Here is a 22006-nt window from a genome sequence, read left to right as displayed (position 1 = left end):
AACGCGCCCGCCTCTCCCTCATGTGATTGCTACTTCGCGCACGCATCGGGCGTGGACGCATAGTCCCAGCCGGGTGTGGGCTTGGCGCCGGTGAAGTAGGCGTCGAGCAGCGGTTCCGGCATCGGATCCTGCGGCGGAACCGGGAAGACGGACACGGAGTCCGGCATCATGCAGTCCTTGTACCAGTTCGGCAGATCGGCATTGTGGATGGCCGGGATCGGGATCATCAGCGTATTGAGCTTCGGCTTCTGCCCGTCGAGCATGCGCGCACCGACGCGAAACAGCGTCTGCGCCGTCCAATGCGGCAGAAGCGCGTGGCCCTCGAAGCGGAACTTGTCCGGATTGGCCTTCCAGTAGCCAAGTGCATCGCCGGTCAGCGAGCCGGTGATCAGCGGCGCCGGGCGGCCGGCTTCGGCAAAGGCTTCGGCCACGACGCGGCTCTCGCTGCCCGTGGTCCAGACCGCATCGATCGGCGCTGGATTGGTGGCGATCGCCTGGAAGACGACCGTCTTCGTGACGTTGGCCGTCCAGTTGCCGTTGACGTTGCGGGCAACCTTGAGCTTGGTGTTTTCGGCAAGCGCCTTGTCGCCGCCCTGGCGTTCCTGCACCACGATCGGGTGACCGGCGATGCCCTCGACGAGGAGAACGCTGCCGCCGTCTGGCAGAGCCTTGCCGACCGCACTCATCATGTCGTAGCCCCAGCGCGCATAGTTGGAATCGACATTGATCGCGGTCGGGCTGGTAACGGAACCGGCAGCCGTCACGAAGGGAATGCCGGCCTTCGCGGCGGCGTCGATCGCGTCGTCCAGCGCCGTTGCGGAGCCGGGAATGGACGTGATGATCGAGCAGCCCTTGTCGACGAAAGCGCGGATCTGGTTGATCTGCTGGCTGACGTCGTTGTTGCTGTCGGACACTTCGAAGCTTGCGACGGTGCCGTTCGCGATCAGCCCTTCCACCAGCCGCTGCAACTCCTTCGTCACGGTCACCCGCCACGGGTTACCCTGATAGGATTCCGAATGGCACCATTTCCAAGGCTTTGCAGGGGCCGTGAAGCCCTCCCAAGCCGACGGCAGAACCGCTTGTGGCGCGCCTTCGTACTGCGCCTTCAAAGGTTCCGGCAGACCGGCGACGACGGTGGCGACGGCATCCTGTGCCTGCGTCGCATGCGCGGACAGCACGAGCGCCGTTGCGGCCAGAAGGCCGTTGATCCTCATTTTCATACTTATCTCCTCCCGAATGTCCGGCTCCTCCGCCGGGATGCTAAATCGTCTTGAAACTCTCGCGGAACAGGCGGTTGAGGTCGGCGACGACCTCTGCCGGCGGCCGCTTTTCCAGAAGGCCGCGATTGATCCGGTCGGATGCCGCTTGCTGGAACGGCATGTAGCCATCGTGCCGCGGGCGAACCCAGGCGGCCTCCAGCGTTGCCCGCGTGGCGCGGTAGAAATCGGCGGTCGCGTCGTTTACCGTCCCGTCTTCCCAGGCCGCCGCATGTCCCGGCTGCCCGCCGGAAGCGGCATAGAGGCCCTTCTGGACATCGCCGCTGGCGATCCAATAGGCAAAGTCGATCGCTTCCCGGGGTGAGGCCGAAAAGGCAGAGACCGCGATGCCGGTGCCACCCAACGCAGACCCGACAGGGCCGTTCCGGCCCGCGGAGGGTATGTCGCAGAAGTGGATGGGCTTCTCTCGAAAACCATCCATGGCATAGCTGACATAGCCGTAGATCAACGGTGTCACGGCATAGGCCGAGCCGGTATCCGCCATGGCTTCGAAGACGGCGATGGGGTCCATCTCGAAGCACATTGAGGGGACGAGGGCGGCAAGTTCCCGCAGCGCCTCGAACGCAGCCGCACCGGCCTCCGGCGCGATGAGCTCCTCGCCCTCGACGGCGCAGGGCGTGCCCATATTGGCCGCCAGCGTGTAAAAGCTCATGAGGCTGTGCGGCGGGCGAAGCGGCAGCAGCACGCGGCCTTCGCGTGCGAGATCCAGCATGTCTTCCCACCGCTGCGGGGGAGAGGACAGGAGATCCGGCCGGAAGGCCTGCACCTGCGTTGCCGCATCGATGGGCAGACCCCATTGCCGGCCCTGCCAGTGATAGCTCGGAAAGGACGCCCCGACGCTGCCGGCGCGAAGAGCCTCTGCCTCCGCCGCCTTCTCCGGCACGTCGAGCGGCGCGAGACAGGTCTCGCGCGTGATCTGGCCGACATGCGGATGATCGATGACGATGAGGTCGTAGGCGCGCGCCAGTTCCTCGACGGGATAGGTCTCGAAATCCTGCAAAGAGCGTTTGTCCCAGGTGACGGTGACGCCGGTCTGCTCCTCCCAGAGACGCGAGCAGGCGACCATCGGATCGTAGCCGCGCGGGTGGTTCCAGGTCATGCCCTTGAGGGTGGTGCGTGGCGCGCTCACAGGCCGAACTCCTCACGGATGGCCGCGCTCTGCTCGCCGATCCGGGGCGCAGCACGATCGAACGTGGGACGCACGCCGTCGATCCTGAGCGGCGACCGCGTGGTGTGGATGGAGACGCCATCGTCGCGTGAGACGGTCTGCAGCATGTCGAGATGCTGGAAGCCGTCGCTTTCCATCAGTTCCTTCCAGTCCATCACCTTCGCGCACCAGATATCGGCCGGCTCCAGAATGGCGAGCCATTCCTCGATGGTCTTTTCGGAAATGCGTTTGGCGATCAGCGCCTTGATCGCGTCGCGCGCGGTAAACCAGCTCGACGGATCGTCCCGGAACATGGCGAGTTCGTCCATCTCCAGAAGGTCCGCCAGTTTCGGGATCGGGGTCATCGCGATGGCGAGGTAGCCGTCGGCTGCGGGATAAACGCCGTAAGGGGCCGAGAGATAGGCGTGAGCACTACGGAAATCCGAGCGCTTCGGCAAACGGCGACCATCGTTCAGATGCGTGGTCAGCACCTCGAATTGCAGATCGACCAGAGCTTCGAGCAGGCTCGTCTCCACATGGCTGCCCTTGCTCGTGACGCCGCGGCGCACGAGCGCTGCAAGGATACCCTGCGCCGCAGCCGCACCGGCCAGCATGTCGCCGATGGCGAGCCCGAAGGGCACCGGCCCCTGCCCCTCATCGCCGTTCAGCCACATAACGCCGGAGCGTGACTGCGCCAGAAGATCCTGGCCCGGGCGCGAGACCCAAGGACCTTCGTTGCCGTAACCGCTGATCGAGCAGAAGACGATCCGCGGATTGATCGCCTTCACTTTGGCATAGTCGAGCCCCAGCCGCTCAATGACACCAGGACGGAAATTCTGGATCACGACGTCGGCGCTTTGCAGGAGCTTGCGAAGCGCTGCAAGGTCGTCCGCGTTCTTCAGGTCGATCGCGAGGCTCTCCTTGGCGCGATTGATCGCGTGGAAGATCGTGGAGTCGCCGCCGATCTCCGTATCACTCAAGTAGAGCCGCCGCGACAGGTCGCCGCCATCGGGCCGCTCGATCTTGATAACGCGCGCGCCGAGATCCATCAGACGGAGCGAACAATAGGGGCCGGACAGGAACTGGCTCATATCCACGACGAGAAGCCCGCTCAGAGGGAGTTCGGCTTCATCCGTTGCGGCTGGGGTCGTGAAGGCTGGGATATCGGACAACGGCATGACGACTTACTTTTCGATGGCGGCGATGGCGCCGGGGTTCTTGTAGCGGACGGTCTGGAGATGCTCGCAATAGAGCACCAACTCGCCTCCGCCCTTGAAGATCTCATAGCTGGCCCTGATCAGGCCGAGATCCGCCGTGCGCGGCTTCTTCTCCATATTGGTCCGGATCGTGTAGATCGTGTCGCCGATAAAAACCGGCTTGATGAAGCGCAGCCTGTCATAGCCGTAGGAAAAGGCGTTGACGCAATTGGTGGCGACGAGGCCGAGGCCGGCGGAAAAGACGAAGGCACCGGCAACGAGCCGACGGCCGAAGACGCCCTCCCGCCGAGCGAACATCTCGTCCTGAACGTACGGATGGATGTCGGTCACGAGCGTGTTGAAGAGATGGCTGTCGGATTCCCCAAGGGTACGGCGCAGCGAACGGATCTTCTGACCGACCGGCCAATCCTCGTAGAACCAGTTCTCCGCATTCCAAACCGGAAGGCCCGCATGATCTGCCGGCATATCCGAGGGAAAGGTGCTCTCCACACCCACCGTAGGCTGAAACGTCTCCACGAAGCTCCTCCTCCGTATTTTCTTATGTGAAGATAGTGTTCACATATGGATTGCTTTTGCAAGAGGCATCGACCATTCTCGCCATGGGAAAAGGAACCGTTGGAAGACGGTGGAAATGGGAGGAAGAGACATGGCGGAGCCTTGCCTGGTGTTTGTCGGATCGCTCAATCGCGAGGCGCTGTATTTTCAGGGCGCACGCGGTACGGGCCTGACGGTCTACAGCTTCGACGAGGATAGGCTGGCGGTGGAGACCCTTGCCGGCTTCACCGGCATCGACAACCCGACCTTCCTCTCGGTGACGCCGGATGGGCGCCGGGTCTATGCCAATTCCGAGATCTTCGGCTGGGCGGAAGGTCTGGTCTCGGCCCTGTCCTTCGACCGGACGAGGGCAAGCCTCGCGCCGATTGGCATGCAGCCGACCCTCGGCAGTATCACGGCGCACAATACGCTTTCGGACGACGGCAGATGGTTGTTCGTCGTCAATTACGGCATGGGTGCCGGCGGACCGGATCAATCGCTGGTGGTCTATGGCATTCAAGAGGATGGAAGCCTGACGCCGCCTGTCTCCAGCGTGCAGCAGACAGGGACGGGACCGGATGCCGACCGGCAGGAGCGCAGCCACGCCCATAGCGTCACCCGCATCGGGCCAAACCTGCTGCTGGTCGCGGATCTCGGTACGGATACGCTGACCACCTATGCCATCGATGAAGAGGGCAGCCTGACGTGCCGCCATGTTTGCCCGACCGCGCCCGGGGCCGGTCCCCGGCATGCAGCACTTCATCCCGGCGGAGGCTGGATCTTCGTGATGAACGAGCTGGACTCGACCATTGCAAGCTACGCCGTCAGCACCGACGGCCGGCTGACACCCGTCGATGCGAAACCCGCCGTACCCGAGGATTTCAGCGCGGACAATCACTGCGCCGATATCCAGATCTCACCGGATGGTCGTTTCGTCTATGGCTCGAACCGCGGGCACGACAGCATCGTCACCTTTGCCGTCAACGAAGCCACCGGCCAATTGACACATGTCGCGCACACGCCCTGCGGCGGCTCGACCCCGCGAAACCTCGGCATCTCGCCGTCAGGCCGGCACCTGCTATGCGCCAACCAGAACGCCGACGTCATCACCATCTTTACGCGCGATGCCGACGCGGGCAGCCTGACACCGAGCGGAAAGACGATCGCCGTGGGCACGCCGATGTGCATCCGCTTCGCGTGATCGGCCGAGAGGCCGGCAGGGAATGCCCCGCCGGCCCTCCTCGGACTTACTTCCCGTCTTTCAGCTTGCCGACATCCTCGGCACTCAGTTCACCCACGGTGGTCACCTCGCCGTTCGTGATTTTCCACAAGCGGAAGGGACCGGTGATGTCGCCATACTGGTCGAAACTGACCGGGCCGATGACGCCCTCATACTTCACCGGCTTGCCCTCCTTGATCAGCGCCAGAGCCTTGACGAACTCTTGCTTGCCGGCATGGATCGGCGTGCCGCCTTCGGCCACGACCTCGCGCATGGCGGTCTTGATGGCCGCTGCATCCGACTTTCCGGCCTTGGCAATGGCAAGTCCGACGATCGCACCGGCATCGTAGGAACGGTCGGCGGCCGGCGCCGACGGCGCGATGCCGCCGGAGAAGGCTTCGTAATTGGCGTTGAAATACTCGGTCGAGGCGGTCGGGCTGGTGCCGGACGAGGTGCCGTAGGCGTTCTCCAGATATTGTGCCCCGACGCTTTCGATGAAGTCCTTGGAGTTCATACCGTCGTTCAGGAGGAACGTCTGCTTGCCGCCGCCGGAAATCCAGGCGCGGGCGATCGTCGCACCGTCCACCGGCGTGCTGACGAGGTAAAGCGCATCGGGCTCGCCGGCCATGGCGGCACTCGCCTCCGAGGCATAGCTCGACTGCTTCTCGTTATAGGGCGTCGTGGTGGTGATGGTGCCGCCAAGCTTCTCGTACGCCGTCTTGAACTCGCGCACCATGTTGACGCCGAAGTCGTTGTTGACGTTGACGATAGCGATCTTCTTCAGGCCCTGGTCGATCGCGTATTTCGCCGCCGCCGTTCCCTGCAGCGCATCCGAGGTGATGGTGCGGAAGAACACGCCGTTCGTCTTGCCGTCGCGGCCGAGCGCGGTGAGCGTCGGCGACGAAGAGGCCGGCGAGACCTGAACGACGCCGGCCGGCGCCGTGACCGAGGTCAGGATCGGGATGGACACCGAGGAGATGATGCCGCCGATGATGACCGGGACCTTCTTGATGTTGACGAGCTGCGTCGCCTGATCGACGGCGACATTGCCCTGGCTCTGGCTGTCGCGCGTATCGGCCACGACCTTGCAGCCACCCACGCCACCGGCGTCGTTGATGTCGCGGAAGGCCATCTCGACGGATTTCGCACCCGCCTGGCCATATTCGCCGGCCGGGCCCGTCAGTTCCATGACGAGGCCGACGGTGATGTCGCAATCGGCCGAGAGAGCGGGCACCGTGGAGGCTGCCAACGTGGTGAAGAGCGTTGCGAGCAGGTATGACGGTCTCATTCTTATTCCCCTTTGTTGAGATTGTATTTCATGATGGCGCCGTGACGGCCCGTGCGGTCGCGTTCCAGCGCATAGACATCGCCGTCCAGCGGCCGGGCGTCAGCGAGGACTGCTGCCAGTGCCGCATGGTCGGCGTCGTCGAGCACGATATCGGAGATGGCGAGATTGGCAGGCAGATGGCTGCGGTTGCGCGCACCGACGATGACGGCGGCAACGGTGGGCTTCGTCAGCATGGCGGCGCTCGCGACCGTCGCGATGTCGGTCTCATGGCGGTCGGCAATGCGCCGTAGCGTCAGCAGGAGGGACTGGAAAAGGTCCCATCCGCCGAAATCGTCGATGATCAGCTTGTACTTGGTCAGCGACCGGTTTTCGAGCGGGTGCTCCGGCTCCACCTCCCCCAGCCAGCGATCGCTAAGGAAGCCGCCGGCGACCGTGCCGTAGCAGAGCAAGGCAAACCCCTTCGCGCGCGCGAGATCGACCATGCGCTTTTCCGGACGCCGGTCGAGCAGCGAATATTGCAGCTGAAGGGAGGCGACGGGAACGCCGGCATCGACGATGGCCGCCACGTGGTCGGCATCGAAGTTGGTCAGACTGACCTTGCCGATCTTGCCCTCCTCCGACAGCTCCTTCAACCAGCCAGCCGTCTCCAGCCAGCCGGGCACGTCGAGCGCCCACCAGTGAAACTGGACGAGATCGAGCGTCTCGATTTTCAGTCGCTTGCGCGAGGTGTCGATCACGCCCTCGACATAGGCCTTGTCGATGGTGGGCAGGACGGCAAGGTCGGGCACGAACTTCGTATGGACCCGGATGCGCGACAACGCCTCCGCGCCCCGCAGATTGCCATAGGCGAGCCGGAAGCGGCCGATCAGCTCTTCGACGCCTGTGTAGATGTCGGCACAGTCGAAGGTGGTGATGCCGGCATCCGCGAAGGCGATCATGTCTTCCACCGCAGTGTCCCCATCGACGGTGCCGTGACCGCCCGCCAGCTGCCAGCCGCCGCGGATGACGCGGGAGATCTCGTAGTCGGGAGCGATGGCGATGCGTTGCATATCTTCAGGCCTATGTTTCGTCGTTCAGGGGGACTGCGGTGGTCGCGGCGTGGCTGAAACGCCGGTGGTGCAGGCGCGTGATGCGCAACCGCGTGGAGCAGTTCGGGTCCGGACACGCGATCTCCGCATCCGTCGTCATCCAGTCGTTGCGGTGGGTGGGCCGCTGCTTGGCCGCAAGCAGCGGCAGCACGGAGGCGAGCGAATATATCGACAGGCCCTGCCCCTCGGGCAGATGCAGCATTTCACCGCGCAGCTCGAAATGGTCGCCCGGCTTCGCGCCGCAATAGACCGTACCGCCCTCGGGAATGATCACGTCCACACGCAGATCGAACAGCTCGAAGCCGTCATCGCCAGCCTCAGCCATAGCGCACCTCCCCGCCTTCCTGCGCATCGAGCCGTCCCCGGATGAGGTCGAACGAGCGGCTGATGTCATTGGTGAGCGAACGCAGCGCCGCATCCTCGTCGCGCGCTTCCAGCGCTGCGATCAGCGCCCAGTGATGATCGGTTGCGGCAAGCCCACCCTGCTCGTCGTGGATCTGCGCCGCCTGACGGATGATGGCGCCGGACTGCAACCAGAGGCTCTCGACAATCGACAGGAGAACGGGGGAGCGAGCGACGCTGTAGAGATGAAAGTGGAAGCGCTGGTTCAGCGCGGAGGTGACATGGCCGATATCCTTGCCATGCGTCTCGAACGCAGCATCGCAATCCACATTGGCCTGCTTCAGGATGGCGATATCCTCGCGCGTCAGATGCGGCAGCGCGAGCGAGACCATCCGCCCTTCGATGAGAATGCGTGCCCGGGCGAGATCGTCGAGCCGCGTACGGGTGATGAGCGGTACGCGGACGGAGCGGTTTGGCAGCGACTCCAGCGCCTTTTCCGACACGAAACGCCCCAGCGCCTCGCGCACCGGCATGGTGCTGGTCTGCAGGCGCTCGGCAAGATCAACGATGCGCAGCACGTCGCCGGCATCGAACATGCCGTTGATGAGCGAATTCCGCAGCTGGGCATAGACGCGATCCTGAAGCGTCTCACGCCCGACCGGCGAGATCGCTCGCGCCTCGACGCCAGCGGCGGCCGGTTCGTTTCGCAGGTCGTCTCCCGTCCCTATTGCCATCTCCCACGCTCCTGCGGCTGCCGGATCTTCGCAATCCACGATCCGAAGCTGACCAAGTTTGATCAAACATCACCGATCAAATCAAGCGCCTTGCACACGTCTTTGGGATCACGACCGCGCGTGATGCCGCAGAAAGATCCTGAAGTCAGCGTTAAAATTAACCGTATAAATCGGTCGAATTTTAGCAATCTCGCATTTTACTTCTTATTTAAGAAGTTTCGGGAATACTGTTTCTCGATATAAAGCGATTTATACTGACGAGGATCATATGACCCATTATTCCGAAAAGCAGGCTGCTTTCATTATGGGCTTCGCCGGTCTCGGCGCCATGCTGACGGCCGCGGGTACGGCGAAGATCGCCGCTCACCTGCAGACGGCAGACGCCTTCATCGGCTCGATCTGCGGCAGTTCGGTCGATGTTTCGGGCTCGATGTTTGCCGACGCCGTCCATTGCTGGGGCTGCCCGGCCGCCGCTCTTGGCGTCGCCCTCATAGTGGCAACGACCATCGCCGCACGGCAGCGCCCCGTCGGCACGCTGGTGCTTCAACCGGTCCGTTAAAGCAGGGCTTTCGACCACCCCGGTGGTCCGCATTTTCATTTCTGATCGTTTCGGGACACTGCAGGCTGACGCCTTGGCAGTCTGTTCATCCCATGGAGTATGACCAATGGCCAACCTGACCTCGAAGGACACGAATGGCAACGGCGAATGGGGCGCCGTCATCAAGGACGCCCTCATTCCGCTGCATTCCATCGTCCTTCCGGACGGCAAGGTGCTCGCATTCGGCACGGATGGCGTTGCCGGAGACTACGACGCGCGCTTCGTCTACTCCATCTACGATCCGGTCACCGGCGTTCTCAAGGTGCTGCCGAATACCACGGGCACCAACATCTTCTGCTCGCAGATGTCGATCGACCCGACCACGGGCAACGTCATCATCATGGGCGGCGACAACCACAATACGGGCGAAGCCGGCGGCACCTGGACCGGGCGGCACGATGTCGTGGTGTTCGACTACACCACCCAGTCGATCCGCAACATTTCACAGGAAGACTCGAGCTTTGCCCTGCACCAGGCTCGCTGGTACGGAACCACGGTGACGCTGAGCAACGGCGAAATCCTGATGGTCGGCGGCCGTGACGAGAACTCCAACGGCTCGACCTTTGCGGAAATCTACAACAGCGAAACGGGCATGCGCCAGCTCTCCGGCACCTATATGGGCGACATGAAGGATGGCGAGGGAACGCTGACCGGCACCTATTACTATCCGCACGCCTGGCAGGTCACCGACGGCTCCGTCATCATCATCGAAGCCGGTGGCACGAGCAATTCCGGCCACGACGTCTACCGCATGGACGTGCAGGGCGAAGGCTCCGTGCAGAAGATCGGCAAGCTGCCCTTCGACACCCGTAACCTCACCGGCTCCATGATGTACGAGACCGACAAGGTCATCGTCGCCTCGAGCACGGGTCAGGTCTGGAAAGCCGACCTGTCGCAGCCGACGATCAAGTGGGAGTTCGCCTTCTCGATCAACAACGAAGACGGCGGCGGTCTGGTCGCCCGCACCAACGGCACTTTCATCATGATGCCGGACGGCAAGGTTGCCATGGTCGGCGGCGCCTCCAGCGCCGGCCTGCTGGCCGACAGCATCGGCACGGCACAGCACTCCGTCCTCTTCTGGGATCCCGCGACGGGCGCCGTCACCTATTCCGAGAAGCAGGATCTCGCCCGGATGTACCATTCCAGCGCGCTTCTGCTGCCCGACGGCACGATCTACTCCGGCGGCAGCGGCTCACCGGGCCCGGAAGAGAACGCCAACTTCCAGATCCTCAACCCCTCCTACCTGTTCGACGCGAACGGCAACCCGACCACCGACCGGCCCTCGATCGTTTCCGCACCGACCAATATCGATACCGACAGCGTCATCCGCATCACCGTGGACGACACCTCCGACATCGGCAAGATCACCTTCATCAAGTCGGGCGCCAATACGCATGCGCGCAATGCCGACGTGCGGTTCGTGGAGCTCGAACACAAGATCATCGACGGCAATACGGTCGAGATCACGATCCCCAAGGCCAATATCGCCATCCCCGGCGCCTGGATGATGTTCGTCGTGGACAAAAACGGCGTGCCGTCCGTCGCCAAGATGGTCGGCGTCGACATGGTCGACCTCCAGCAGACCGACAATCTTCAGGGCGGCGGCGCGACCATCTATGCGATCGACAACGAGCAGATCGACGGCGCCTTCGCGCTGGCTGTCAGCGCCCGCTTCGACGATCTGGCCGGTGGCAAGAACCAGAAGATCTTCGATCTCGGCAACGGCCCGGATGCGCAGAACATCTGGCTCGGCCAGGTCGGCGATACCAGCGACATCGAGTTCGTGATCAAGCAGGGCGGCGAGACCTACCGGGTGGTTGCGACCAACGCGATCATCGAAGGCGAAACCGCGACATGGCGCGTTGGCGTCGATCTGAACGGCGTGATGCGCATCATCAAGAATTCCGAGGTCCTGAAAGAAGGCCAGGGCGTCGTGCCCGCTGACGTCGATCGTGCCCACTACCTCATCGGCGAATCCAGCGTGTCCGGCGACGCACATTTCGTCGGCCTGATCCGCGACCTGAAGATCGCCAACTACGGCAACTTCGCCGATCTCGATCCGACCGCGCCGAGCAGCCCCTGCGCCACGACGGGCGAAGCCGTCTGCCTCTGCGGCCTGCTCGTGCCGGATGTGGACGACACCGCCGGCAACGACGCGCCGAAGGTGTTTACGAAATACTCGACCGTTGCCGGAGATGTCACCGAACTGAAGAACGGCACGCCCGGCGAAAACAAGACCGAACTGACCACGAGCGGCATCATCGCCTTTGCGGATGCGGACGCGGAAGCCCACACCGCGAGCATCACGCCGAAGGGCACGGACTATCTCGGCCAGCTGACGATCGGCAATCCGACGACTGGCATCGGCGTGAAGACCGGTTCGATCACCTGGACCTACAAGGTCAACGACACCGCCCTCGACAAGCTATCGGAGGGGCAGGAGGTCGTGCAGACCTATGACGTCGCCATCGACGACGGCCATGGGGGGATCACCGTGCAGACCATCTCGGTCACGCTGCGCGGCTTGGACGATCCGGGCTTCCCCACGGACAGCCAGGTCACCGTGGTCTCGCGGCTGGCCACAACGAAGGCCGACGACAACGTCGTCTTCGGCGACAACGTCCGCCTGCTCACGGGCGGCGACTTCGGCGGCGGCTCGAACCGGCTGGAGGCCGGCAACTTCTTCGAGTTGAAGGCCGGCAATCTGGACTTCAGCAACAGCCTGCATTCCGCCAATCTCTCCACCGGCCTGGGTGCCCGCCTCAATGGCGGCGATATCCTCATGGGCAAGGGCGGCATCAAGAATACGGTCGTCCTCGGCGACGAGACGACCTTCAGCCTGATCCGTGCCGATGGCTCGGGCGCAGGCACCGTCAACACGCTGACGATCGGCGACCGGTCGAAGTCGGACGCCGCCATCGACATGGATGGTGCCGGCACGGCGGCGAACTTCGCCACGATGAAGATCAAGCTTGGCGACGGCGTCAGCATTGGCGGCGGCATCGATGCCGACGGCGCCTATTCCACCAAGACCTTTGACTTCGGCAACGGCGTGACCGTGGGCGGCGCGATGACGCTGAACGGCGCGCAGAACGTCAATACCATCAAAGCCGGCGACAACTTCACCCTGCGCGGTGCGCTGACCGGCAGCACGACCGGCGTCGATACAGTCACACTCGGCAAGAACTGGAACATCGACGGCCGCATCAATCTGGGCGGCGGCGACGACCGGCTGAGCCTTGGCCTCTCCACCGTCGATACGACGCCGACCACGTTCGACGGCGGCGCCGGCAAGGACGCACTTTCCCTCAGCATCGACGCCGGCGATCTCGCCAGCTTCGAAGCGGCGGCAAAGGCAGCAGGCTGGGTCGCGCTCGGCAACGACGCCTGGACGCCCCGCGGCAACCTGACCTGGCGCGGCATGACGTTTACCAATTTCGAAAGCGCGGAACTGAAAGTCGCGGGCCGCAACGACGCGCCAGAAGTGGTGGCCTCCGGCACCACCAAGACCGGCGCCGTCAGCGAGCTTGCCGACGGGAAGATCGGCGAAAACAGCACCATCCTGAAGACCAACGGCACGATCGAGTTCACCGACAAGAACCTCGGCGACACGCACAGCGTGACGATCACGCCGCGTGACGGCGGGTATCTCGGCACCGTCGAGTACAAGCAGCCGACATCAGCGCAGTTCGGCCTGCTGCCTTGGGTCTATTCCGTCAACAGCGGCGCGCTCGACTGGCTGGCCGAAGGACAGGTACGCACGCAGTTCTATGATGTCCGGATCACCGACAGCAAAGGTGCGAGCACGACCGAGACCATCACCGTGACGATCACCGGCGCCAACGACGCCCCCGTCATCACGGCTGCCACATCCACCCTCACGGGAGCGGTGACCGAGCTTGCCGATGGCTCCCCCCAAGAGAACCAGGCAACCCACACGGCGACTGGCGCGCTCAGCATTACCGATGCCGATATCACCGACAAGCACGCGGTGAGCTACGTCGCCGGCGGCGCGAACTATCTCGGCACCTTCAGCCTCGGCACCGTTTCCGGCGGCAAGCTCGGCTGGACATTCCAGGTGGGCGATGCCGCCCTCGACAGGCTCGAAGCCGGTGAGGTGCTGACGCAGTCCTATCAGGTGACCGTGGACGACGGCCATGGCGGCAAAGCGACGGAAACCGTCTCCGTCACCATTCGGGGTGCCCATGACGATGTCAGCGTCAATGTCGCGCCGGTCATCCATGTCGCGGAATCGACGCTCGCCGGAACCATTGCGGAGCCGACGGGACAGGAGGCAACCGTTCTCAACGCCAGCGGCTCCCTCATCTTTTCGGATGCGGACGCGGCCGGCAGCGTGCCGGCCGTCACGGCGACAGCCCGCGGCGCGGACTATCTCGGCGGGCTCGTTCTGGGCACCGCATCCGGCTATCAGTTGGGCTGGACCTTCTCCGTTCCCTCGACCGCTGTCGATTTCCTTGCCGCCGGTGAAACGCGCGTTCAGGTCTACGACGTCACCGTCGACGACGGCCGTGGCGGCAGGGTCACACAGCCGGTCAGCGTCACGATCACTGGCACCAACGATGCGCCGGTCATTCTCACAAGCGCTTCCGTGCTTTCAGGCGGGATCACAGAACTGGTAGACGGCTCGGCCGGCGAGAACAGGACCACCCTGACGACGACGGGTTCGATCCGCTATTCGGACGCCGACCTTAGCGACAGCCACACCGCGACCTTCGCGGCAAAGGGCACCGGCTACCTCGGCGCCTTCACCCTCACCCAGGGCGAGAATGGCAAGGTCGGCTGGACGTTTGCCGCCGAGGATAGCACGCTCGACACGCTCAAGGCGGGAGAGGTTCTCACCCAGTCCTACGACATCATGGTTGATGACGGGCATGGCGGCCGGACGACTCAGACCGCGGTCGTCACGATCACCGGTGCCGCCGACGCGCAAGCCGGGCCGACGATCGTCTCCGCTCTCAAGGTCGGGGCCGGCGCCGACGCCATTGTTTTCGGCGACGACACCACCCTTACCCAAGGCGGCGGCTTCGGCGCCGGCGCCAACAGCCTCACGGCCGGCGACAACTTCGTGCTCAAGGCCGGCACGCTCAACTTCGATGCCAGCACCGGACCGGCGAGCCTGACGCTCGGAAAGAACGCCAACCTGAATGGTGGCGATATCCTGATGAGCAATGCCGGCGCCACCAATACGGTTACCGTGGGTGACGGGTCCAAGATCAGCTACGTGCTGATGAACGGCGGCGGCGCCAATGCGTCGCAGATGCTGACGCTCGGGCAGAAGGTGGCGACAGACTACGCCATCGTCATGAACGGGAGCGGCACCGCCGCGGACGCGATGGAACTCGGGGTCACGATCGGCAACGGCTCGTCGGTCGGCGGCGCTTTCACCGCGAACGGCAACAATGCGGCGAAGCGGGTAACGCTCGGCGACGCCGTCATGATCGATGGCGCGCTGTCCCTGCAGGGCACCAACAACACGACGACAGTGAAGATCGGCGACGACCTGACCCTGAAGGGCGCCTTCAACGGCGCGGGCTCGGGCACCGAGACGGTCGAGATCGGCCGGAACTGGCAGATCGACGGCCAGGTCGATCTGGGTGCCGGCAACGACACGCTGCGGATCGGCACGACGACCCGCGACAGCGCCGGCACCATCTCCGGCGGTGCCGGCACGGACAGCCTCGACATCGTCATGACGGCCGACCTGCGCGTCTCGTTCGAAAGCGCGGCATCGGCGGCAAACTGGGTGCGCAAGGCGGACGGCAGCTGGGATCCGCAGGGCCGTGCGCTGAGCTGGCAGGGCAACAGCTATACGAGCTTCGAAGCCGTGAAGACGACGATCGTGGCCGGCACGTCGTCGGTCCCCGTGAAGACGGCGATCGACAGTCTGCAGGCAACGGCCGGCGCCGACGCCTTCATCCTGGGCTCGGACGTCACCCTGCAGAACGGCACCTATTTCGCAGGCGGCGCCAACAGCCTGACGGCTGGCGACAATTTTACCCTGAAGGCCGGCACTCTCAACTTCGACGGCAGCTCGGGCGCGTCCAACTTAACGCTCGGCAAGAACGCCAACCTTAACGGCGGCGATATCCTGATGAGCAACGCGGGCGCTGCCAATGCGGTGACCGTCGGCGATGGCTCGAAGATCAGCTACGTTCTGATGAACGGCGGCGGCGCCAAGGCATCGCAGACGTTGACGCTGGGAGAGAAGGTCACCACCGACTATGCCATGGTGATCGACGGGAGCGGCACGGCGGCCGACGCGATGGAAATCGACGTCCGGATCGGCAGCGGATCATCGATCGGCGGCGTTCTCTATGCCAACGGCAACAATGCCACCAAGACCGTGACGCTTGGAAACAACGTCACCATCGACGGTGCCATGTCACTTCAGGGTGCCAACAACACCACGACGGTCAGGATCGGCGACGACCTCACGCTCAAGGGCGCCTTCATCGGCGCGGGTTCGGGGTCGGAGACAGTCGAGATCGGCCGGAACTGGCAGATTGACGGCGCCGTCAATCTCGGCGCCGGCAACGACAAGCTGCGGATCGGCAGCACGGACCGCGACAGCACAGGCACCATCGCCGGTGGCGCCGGCACCGACAGCCTCGAGCTGGTCCTTGCCAACACTGCCGAGAAGACCGCCTTCGCAGCCGTTGCCAAGGCCGCGGGCTGGCAGATGCTCGACGATGGAAGCTGGAACACGCTCGGCCGCGCCGTCACATGGCATGGCGTGACCTACACGACCTTCGAGACGGCGAAGGCCACCATCGAGGCCGTGGCCGTGATCGTTGCGACGGCAGGAGACGGGCATATCCAGGGCGTCGCCGCCTCTGCCATGGCGACAGGCATGGCGAAAGCCGTCACGCTCGACACCGCCACATTCTACGGAACCGACGGAGACGACTTCATCCTCGGCAATGCTGGCGACAATATCCTTGAGCCACGCGGCGGCAACGACACGGTCGATGGCGGACAGGGCTACGACGTGCTTCGTCTCTCAGGCAATGCCGCCGACTACAGCTTCGTCAAGGAAGCGGATGGCAGCATTCTCATGACCAGCGCCCACGACGGCCATGACGTCCTGCACAATGTCGAAGCCGTCTGGTTCCACGACGCCGCACAGCCGACGGCGATCGACCACCTGACGAACTGATCGGCTGAGGGAACCCTACCGGGCGACGACGACGCCCGGTAGCGACGGACGCGGTTCGCCCGTGTCGGGGCTCCCGGTGTCGCGCCTGCGGTGGCCCGTATTTTCCCCCGTGCCGACGATCTCGGCGAGAAGGCCCGACGTCGCGGCGAGGCGCGTGATGGCGGCAAAGCGGGTGACGACGGCCTCCAGCTCCTCGCTGGTTGCCATCGTCAGCTGGCGACGGGTGAGGAGAACGTCGTCTATGGGAATGAGGCCGGCATGGTACTGGTCCACCTTGGCCGCATAGGATACGCGCAGCGCCGCGATCTTGCGCCGCGAAAGGTCCGCCTGTTTGGTCGCCGACTGCACCTCGATCCAGTCGACGCGCAGCTGCGTCTCGGCCTTCCGGTCTTCCGAAAGCGCCCGGTGCATGGCCGCGTTGGCGAGTTCGTCGGCCTCGCGCACATCGGCCGTGGTTGTGAGATCGACCAAAGGCACGGTCAGTTGCAGCCCGACGCTCCACCCGTCCGTATTGCGGCTGGTGCGCGTGGTCCTGGAGGTCCTGTAGTCCGTCTTCAGGTCGAGACGCGGGAAGTAGCGGCCCTTGGCCACCTTGCGCCCGTTTTCCGCGGCATCGAAACGGTGCCAGTTGGCCTCAAGGCCTGAATTGCGCGAATGGGTCAGATCGACAAGCACATCGAGACCCCGCCGCGGCACGGCTTCGAGGTTGGGAAGCTTGAAGCCGCCGGGTGCGGCCTGCCGTAGCTGGGAGGACAGGATGGCGCGGGACTTCACCGCCGAACTGCTGGCGATGACCAGCGTGCGGGCGACGTCGCTCAGCTCCGCTTCCAGTTCCGCAACATCGGCTTCGCTCGCCCGCCCCGCATCGACGCGACCGCGCACGGCCTTCCGCAAGGTGCCGAGATCGCGCAGATTGTCTTCCAGCACCTTGGCCTGCCGGGTCGCGAGGTTCAGGTCGATTGCGGCATTGATGGTTTCGAGTGCCACGCTTTCCGTGACGCTGCGCAGTTCGGCAGCCGCAGCCAGCGCCCTGCTCTCAGCACTTCGCTTCGTATAGAGACGTTGCCCGCCATCCAGCAGCGGTAGGGCGATGGAGATGCCGGCATTCATGCCGGGATCGTTCAGGGACAAGGACGAGTCGCGGTCCCCGCCGACCCAGGCATTGCCGGAGACGGTCGGAAGGAACGCGGCACTGGCGCGGCTGACCCCGGCCTGCGCGGCCCGCTTTTCGGCCGAAAGGCTGCGGACGAGATCGCTTTCCTCGATCGCCACGGAGACGGCATCCATGAGATCCGCAGACACGCTGCCGATCCCCTCGCGCAGCAGCAGGGACGGCTCGTTCGCGATATCTTGTGCCGCCTGAGGACGGCGAATGGGCAGGAAGGCGGAGCCCATCTGGTCCATCATCGTCAGGCGCAGATCGAGGCCGGACGGGGTGCCCCCCGTCTGAAGCGGGTCGATCGTCATCAGCCGCAAGCCCTTTTCGGCCGGACGAAGATCGTCGGCAAGGCTGGTGCCTGCCATGAGGCAGGTACAGGCGAAAGCGAGCCACGAACGCGTCATGATCAAGGCTCCCGGAAGCTGCGGGAGAGACTGTCGGTAAACGGCACCATCACGTAGTCGGCAAAGGTCCGGCTCTCGCCCTCGATATAGACCTGCGCCGTCATGCCGGGACCGAGCAGCGCCTGTTCAGCGGGTGCGGCCTGCTTCAAGAGCAGATCGACCTCGAAATAATACTGTCCGGTCTTTTCATCCGCCGTCGTATCCGCCGCAACGCGCGTCACGAGGGCATCGATATCGTCGAAGATCCGGGCGTTCAGCGCCGCGATCTTGACGCGGGCGGTCTGTCCGGTGCGCACATGCGTGATGTCGTGCGGTGCGATGCGCGCCTTGACGGCGAAGTCGCTGCCGATGGGCACGATTTCGGCCAGCACCTCGCCGGGAGCGATGACGGCACCGATCGTGGTATGCTTGGAATGGACCACCGTACCGGTGACAGGCGCGCGCAGGTCCGCCGAGCGAACCGCCGCCTCCGCGGCCTGCATCTGCCCGGAAATCTGCCGCATCTCCGCCAGAACCTCCGTCAGCTTCATGGAGGTCTCGCGCTGGTCGGTCAGCTTCGCCTGCCGGATGCGCGAGTCGATCTCGCCGGCATCGTCGGCGAGCGCATCGTTCTCGGCTTTCAGGTTGGCCAGTTCCGAGGTTCGCGCCAGCAACTGGTCTTCCGTGTCCCAGAGCACCTTGCGGGCGATGTGGCCCCTGTCGACGGCCGGTTGCAGCGCGCCTGTCTGACGTTTAAGGGAAGCAACCTGCGCTTCCATGACGCCAAGGCGCTCCTTAATGCCCTCACGGCGACGGTTGAGCGCATCCTTGCGCGCCAGCATCGCGTCGATCTCCGCATCCGCCGCACCGCGACCGCGCTCGAACTGGCGCTGCTGTTCGGCGAGAAGCGGGTCGGCCTCGCCCGTCGCCCCGGTTTGAAGATCATCGATCGACGCCGGCATCGTGTCGAAGCCCCGGCGCATGTCCATCAGGCCGAAATCTTCCGTTGGCATCCGACCTGCATTCGCCGCGACGGCATTCTCCGCCTCCAGCCTGCGCCGCATGGCATCGAGGATGGCGAAACGAGCTTTAAAGCGGATGAGATCCGCCTGATCGTTGACCGGATCGAGCCGCAGCACGGACGCACCAGCCTGCACCACCTCGCCGTCACGGGCCGCGATATCGGTGACCACGCCGCCGGTGCGGTGCTGCAGCACCTTGTTGCGACCGTTGGAGACGAGCACGCCTTCGGCAACGACGGCAGAGCCGATCGGGAAGAGCAGCGACCAGAAAACGAAGACAGCGGCGCCGGCAAGCAGGCCACGGCTCGACAGAGAGAGAATGTCGCGCGTCTCGGTCTTCACGCCATCCGCCCAGCTGCCCTGCATGTCGTCGGGCACCTTCGCGGCAGCGATGGCTACGGGTGTCTCGGGGCGGAACATCTCCGACCACAGCCCATCGTCGGATGGTCCCGGGACGGGGCTGTTGCCGCCACTGGCGGGAGGCATGTTCACCGGGCGGCTGTTTGTCATCCTGCGTCAAGCCACCTGTGTCTGGTCATGTCGCGGTGCGGCCTGCGCGGCAGGCTGCTCGGCGACGAGGGTCAGCGGCTGGAGCGTGCCGTCCGCGATCGTGAATGCGCGATCGACCACCCGGAGGATGGAGGTGCGATGCGCCGCGATGACGACGGCCGCCTTGCGGTGGCGTGCCACGGCGACCGCCACCAGAAGCGCGCGTTCGCCCTTCTGGTCGAGGCTGGCATTGGGCTCGTCCAGCACGAGAATCTTCGGATCGCCATAGAGCGCGCGCGCCAGCGCAATCCGCTGCTTCTGCCCAGTGGACAAAAGGAACGATCGGTTACCGACCATCGTCCGGTAGCCCTCGGGCAGCCCGACGATCAATTCATGAACGCTCGCGCCCTTGGCAGCGGCGATGATCTTGTCCTCGGTCGCATCCGGATCGAAACGGGCGATATTGGCTGCGATCGTGCCGGGAAAGAACTCGATATCCTGCGAGACATAGCCGATCGTGCGGCCCCATTGGGCCGACGGCCAGATGTCCTGCGCGATATCGTCGACGGAGACAGCACCACCCGTGGGAGCGATGGCACCGACCATGATCTGGATCAGCGTCGATTTGCCCGCACCGGTCGCACCGGTGATCAGCACGACTTCGCCCGGCATGACCTGCAGGTTGACGTCCTTGAGCAGGTACCGGTCGGGCTTGTTCGGATCGGGCGCGAAGGACACGCCGTGAAGCGCGAGCCGGCCTTCCGGCGCGGGCAGCGTCATGCGCGCCTGGATCGACTTGTCGGGGCCGATCATCTCCTCGATATCGCGGATGGAGGCCGCGCCGCGCGAGATCTGCTCCCAGCCGCCGATGACCTGATCGATCGGCGCAAAGGCCTTGCCGGAGATCATCGATGACATGAAGATCATGCCCGCCGACATTTCATTGCTGAGCACGAGGAACGCGCCCCAGCCCATCATCAGCACCTGCAGCATCTGGCGAAAAGCCTTGCTGATGGCTTGGTAGCGCGCGGATGTCGCACCCGCTGCCTCGCTCTCCTTCAGGCCGAGCGCCGTTTTGCGTCCCCAGATCGTGAGGAAGGTCGAGAGCATGCCATGCGCGCGCAGGTCCTCGATGCGATTGAAAGCGCTCTGGGCAAAGCTGATCGCATCGTTCTCCGCTTGCCGGCTGCGCTCCCGCTCCTTTTCGGTCGCAGCCATGTTGAGCCAGGAAAGGGCGGCAAGCACAAGGATGCCGACGACGGTCAGGAGCCCGAGGCTCCAGTGCAGCACCGTCATGATCAGCACGTAGAGCGGAATGAACGGCACGTCGAACAGGGAGGCGAAGGTACGTCCGCCGATGAAGGCACGGGCGGAGGAGAAATCCCGCAGCATCTTGCCGGCTTTCGGCCCGGCCTTCTGGTCTGCCGCCAGCCGCGCGAAAAGCTTCGGCGCCACCGTCACCGTATATTTCGCTGCAGCACGCACAGCGAGATGGCCGCGCACCGCATCGGCCAACCCCCATACCACCAGCGCAACGAGAACGATCAAGGTGAGGTAGACCAGCGTCCCGATCGACCGCGAGCCGAGCACGCGATCATAGACCTGAAGCATGTGGATGGAGGGCGCGATGACCAGAAGGTTTGCGATGATGGAATAGACGAATATGCCGCGCATATGGGTCGCCGTTATCCCAGCCAATGTCCGTAACGGTGCCAACATGGTACGCAGCCCTCTTTCGACGATCCTAAATCAGTCATGGTTAATTTTCGTTGAAGTCATTGACGGCACGACACGGCGAGGTGGTGTCGAGCGGATGGACCGTTGAACCGAAAAAGGTCCGCTCCCGTATCGCTGCAACAACGGCCCCACCCATGCTATCTCAATGGCCAAAGGATTTCGGAGTGCGATTCATGGTCGAGAAAGTCACCGTCTGGTTCGATAGCGGCTGCCCGCTTTGCCAGCGCGAAATCGCGCTGATGCGGCGTCTCGACAGACGTGGTGCGATCCGGTTCATCGATGCCTGCGACCCCTCGTCCTCCTGCCCGATCGACAGGGGCGATATCCTCACGCGCTTCCACGCCGAAGAGAAGGGACGGCTTCTCTCGGGCGCTGCCGCCTTCGCCGCGATGTGGCGCGCCATTCCTTTGTTGCGCCCGCTCGGCATCCTTGCCGGATGGGGGCCGGCAACGCCGCTTTTCGACACCGCCTATCGTGGTTTCCTGCGGGTGCGTCCGCGTCTGCAGCGCCTGTTTCGATGAACCGTCGTCAGGCCGTTGCCCTTGCGCGCGGCGGCGTTAGATCGTGGGTCAGCCGCTGCAATTGTGCATGTCGG

15 protein-coding genes are annotated in these 22006 nt (G+C 64.2%); 4 read left to right on the top strand and 11 right to left on the bottom strand.

Annotated elements, in window-relative coordinates; all coding sequences use genetic code 11:
* Positions 1-29: 29 nt before the first annotated feature.
* From C8J33_RS16760 to C8J33_RS16745, 4 genes are read right to left on the bottom strand one after another with little or no spacing between them, the layout of a single operon-like run.
* The gene (locus C8J33_RS16760; protein ID WP_110801343.1) at positions 30-1220 is read right to left on the bottom strand and encodes a substrate-binding domain-containing protein; all 1191 of its coding nucleotides are present in this window, start codon (positions 1218-1220) and stop codon (positions 30-32) included.
* Positions 1221-1260: 40 nt separating this feature from the next.
* Positions 1261-2376, bottom strand: a complete 1116-nt coding sequence (locus C8J33_RS16755; RefSeq protein WP_110801475.1) for an extracellular solute-binding protein — start codon at positions 2374-2376, stop codon at positions 1261-1263.
* 26 nt (positions 2377-2402) lie between these two features.
* On the bottom strand, positions 2403-3602 hold the full coding sequence (locus tag C8J33_RS16750) for a CaiB/BaiF CoA transferase family protein (protein ID WP_110801344.1): 1200 nt from the start codon (positions 3600-3602) through the stop codon (positions 2403-2405).
* 6 nt (positions 3603-3608) lie between these two features.
* Positions 3609-4157 carry a MaoC family dehydratase gene (locus C8J33_RS16745; protein WP_110801345.1) on the bottom strand — a complete coding sequence of 183 codons (549 nt, stop codon included), beginning with the start codon at positions 4155-4157 and terminating at the stop codon, positions 3609-3611.
* A gap of 130 nt (positions 4158-4287) precedes the next feature.
* Between C8J33_RS16745 and C8J33_RS16740 the strand changes: the two genes are divergently transcribed.
* Entirely contained in the window at positions 4288-5376 is a 1089-nt protein-coding gene (locus C8J33_RS16740; protein ID WP_132664962.1) for a lactonase family protein, read from the top strand.
* A gap of 46 nt (positions 5377-5422) precedes the next feature.
* On the opposite strand, the gene C8J33_RS16735 is transcribed toward C8J33_RS16740, so the two are convergent.
* From C8J33_RS16735 to C8J33_RS16720, 4 genes are read right to left on the bottom strand one after another with little or no spacing between them, the layout of a single operon-like run.
* On the bottom strand, positions 5423-6682 hold the full coding sequence (locus C8J33_RS16735; protein ID WP_110801347.1) for an ABC transporter substrate-binding protein: 1260 nt from the start codon (positions 6680-6682) through the stop codon (positions 5423-5425).
* Between the two features lie 2 nt (positions 6683-6684).
* Positions 6685-7731 carry an aldo/keto reductase gene (locus C8J33_RS16730; RefSeq protein WP_110801348.1) on the bottom strand — a complete coding sequence of 349 codons (1047 nt, stop codon included), beginning with the start codon at positions 7729-7731 and terminating at the stop codon, positions 6685-6687.
* Between the two features lie 10 nt (positions 7732-7741).
* Positions 7742-8095 carry a TIGR04076 family protein gene (locus tag C8J33_RS16725; RefSeq protein WP_110801349.1) on the bottom strand — a complete coding sequence of 118 codons (354 nt, stop codon included), beginning with the start codon at positions 8093-8095 and terminating at the stop codon, positions 7742-7744.
* Complete coding sequence (locus C8J33_RS16720; protein WP_132664961.1) at positions 8088-8846, bottom strand: GntR family transcriptional regulator; 759 nt, start codon at positions 8844-8846, stop codon at positions 8088-8090. The genes C8J33_RS16725 and C8J33_RS16720 overlap by 8 nt, the downstream gene beginning before the upstream one ends.
* Before the next feature lie 268 nt (positions 8847-9114).
* Here C8J33_RS16720 and C8J33_RS16715 point away from each other — a divergent pair, with 268 nt between their 5' ends.
* Both C8J33_RS16715 and C8J33_RS16710 read left to right on the top strand, forming a co-directional pair.
* Positions 9115-9405 carry a hypothetical protein gene (locus C8J33_RS16715; protein WP_132664960.1) on the top strand — a complete coding sequence of 97 codons (291 nt, stop codon included), beginning with the start codon at positions 9115-9117 and terminating at the stop codon, positions 9403-9405.
* Between the two features lie 106 nt (positions 9406-9511).
* Positions 9512-16621, top strand: a complete 7110-nt coding sequence (locus C8J33_RS16710) for a VCBS domain-containing protein (RefSeq protein ID WP_110801352.1) — start codon at positions 9512-9514, stop codon at positions 16619-16621.
* A gap of 15 nt (positions 16622-16636) precedes the next feature.
* Here the strand turns inward: C8J33_RS16710 and C8J33_RS16705 are convergent, their stop codons facing one another.
* From C8J33_RS16705 to C8J33_RS16695, 3 genes are read right to left on the bottom strand one after another with little or no spacing between them, the layout of a single operon-like run.
* Positions 16637-18184, bottom strand: a complete 1548-nt coding sequence (locus C8J33_RS16705) for a TolC family protein (protein ID WP_132664959.1) — start codon at positions 18182-18184, stop codon at positions 16637-16639.
* 2 nt (positions 18185-18186) lie between these two features.
* Complete coding sequence (locus C8J33_RS16700; RefSeq protein ID WP_110801354.1) at positions 18187-19695, bottom strand: HlyD family type I secretion periplasmic adaptor subunit; 1509 nt, start codon at positions 19693-19695, stop codon at positions 18187-18189.
* A 6-nt stretch (positions 19696-19701) separates the two neighbouring features.
* Positions 19702-21348, bottom strand: a complete 1647-nt coding sequence (locus tag C8J33_RS16695) for a type I secretion system permease/ATPase (protein WP_165929835.1) — start codon at positions 21346-21348, stop codon at positions 19702-19704.
* A 236-nt stretch (positions 21349-21584) separates the two neighbouring features.
* Here C8J33_RS16695 and C8J33_RS16690 point away from each other — a divergent pair, with 236 nt between their 5' ends.
* Positions 21585-21932 (top strand): thiol-disulfide oxidoreductase DCC family protein, encoded by a 348-nt coding sequence (locus tag C8J33_RS16690; protein ID WP_110801356.1) that lies wholly within the window; start codon positions 21585-21587, stop codon positions 21930-21932.
* Positions 21933-22006: the final 74 nt, after the last annotated feature.

Origin of the sequence: Rhizobium sp. PP-CC-3G-465, assembly GCF_004343445.1 — a bacterium.
Classification (GTDB): Bacteria; Pseudomonadota; Alphaproteobacteria; order Rhizobiales; family Rhizobiaceae; genus Ferranicluibacter; species Ferranicluibacter rubi.
The sequence above is the reverse complement of the archived record's forward strand: the minus strand, read 5'-3'. Positions and strand labels throughout refer to the sequence as shown.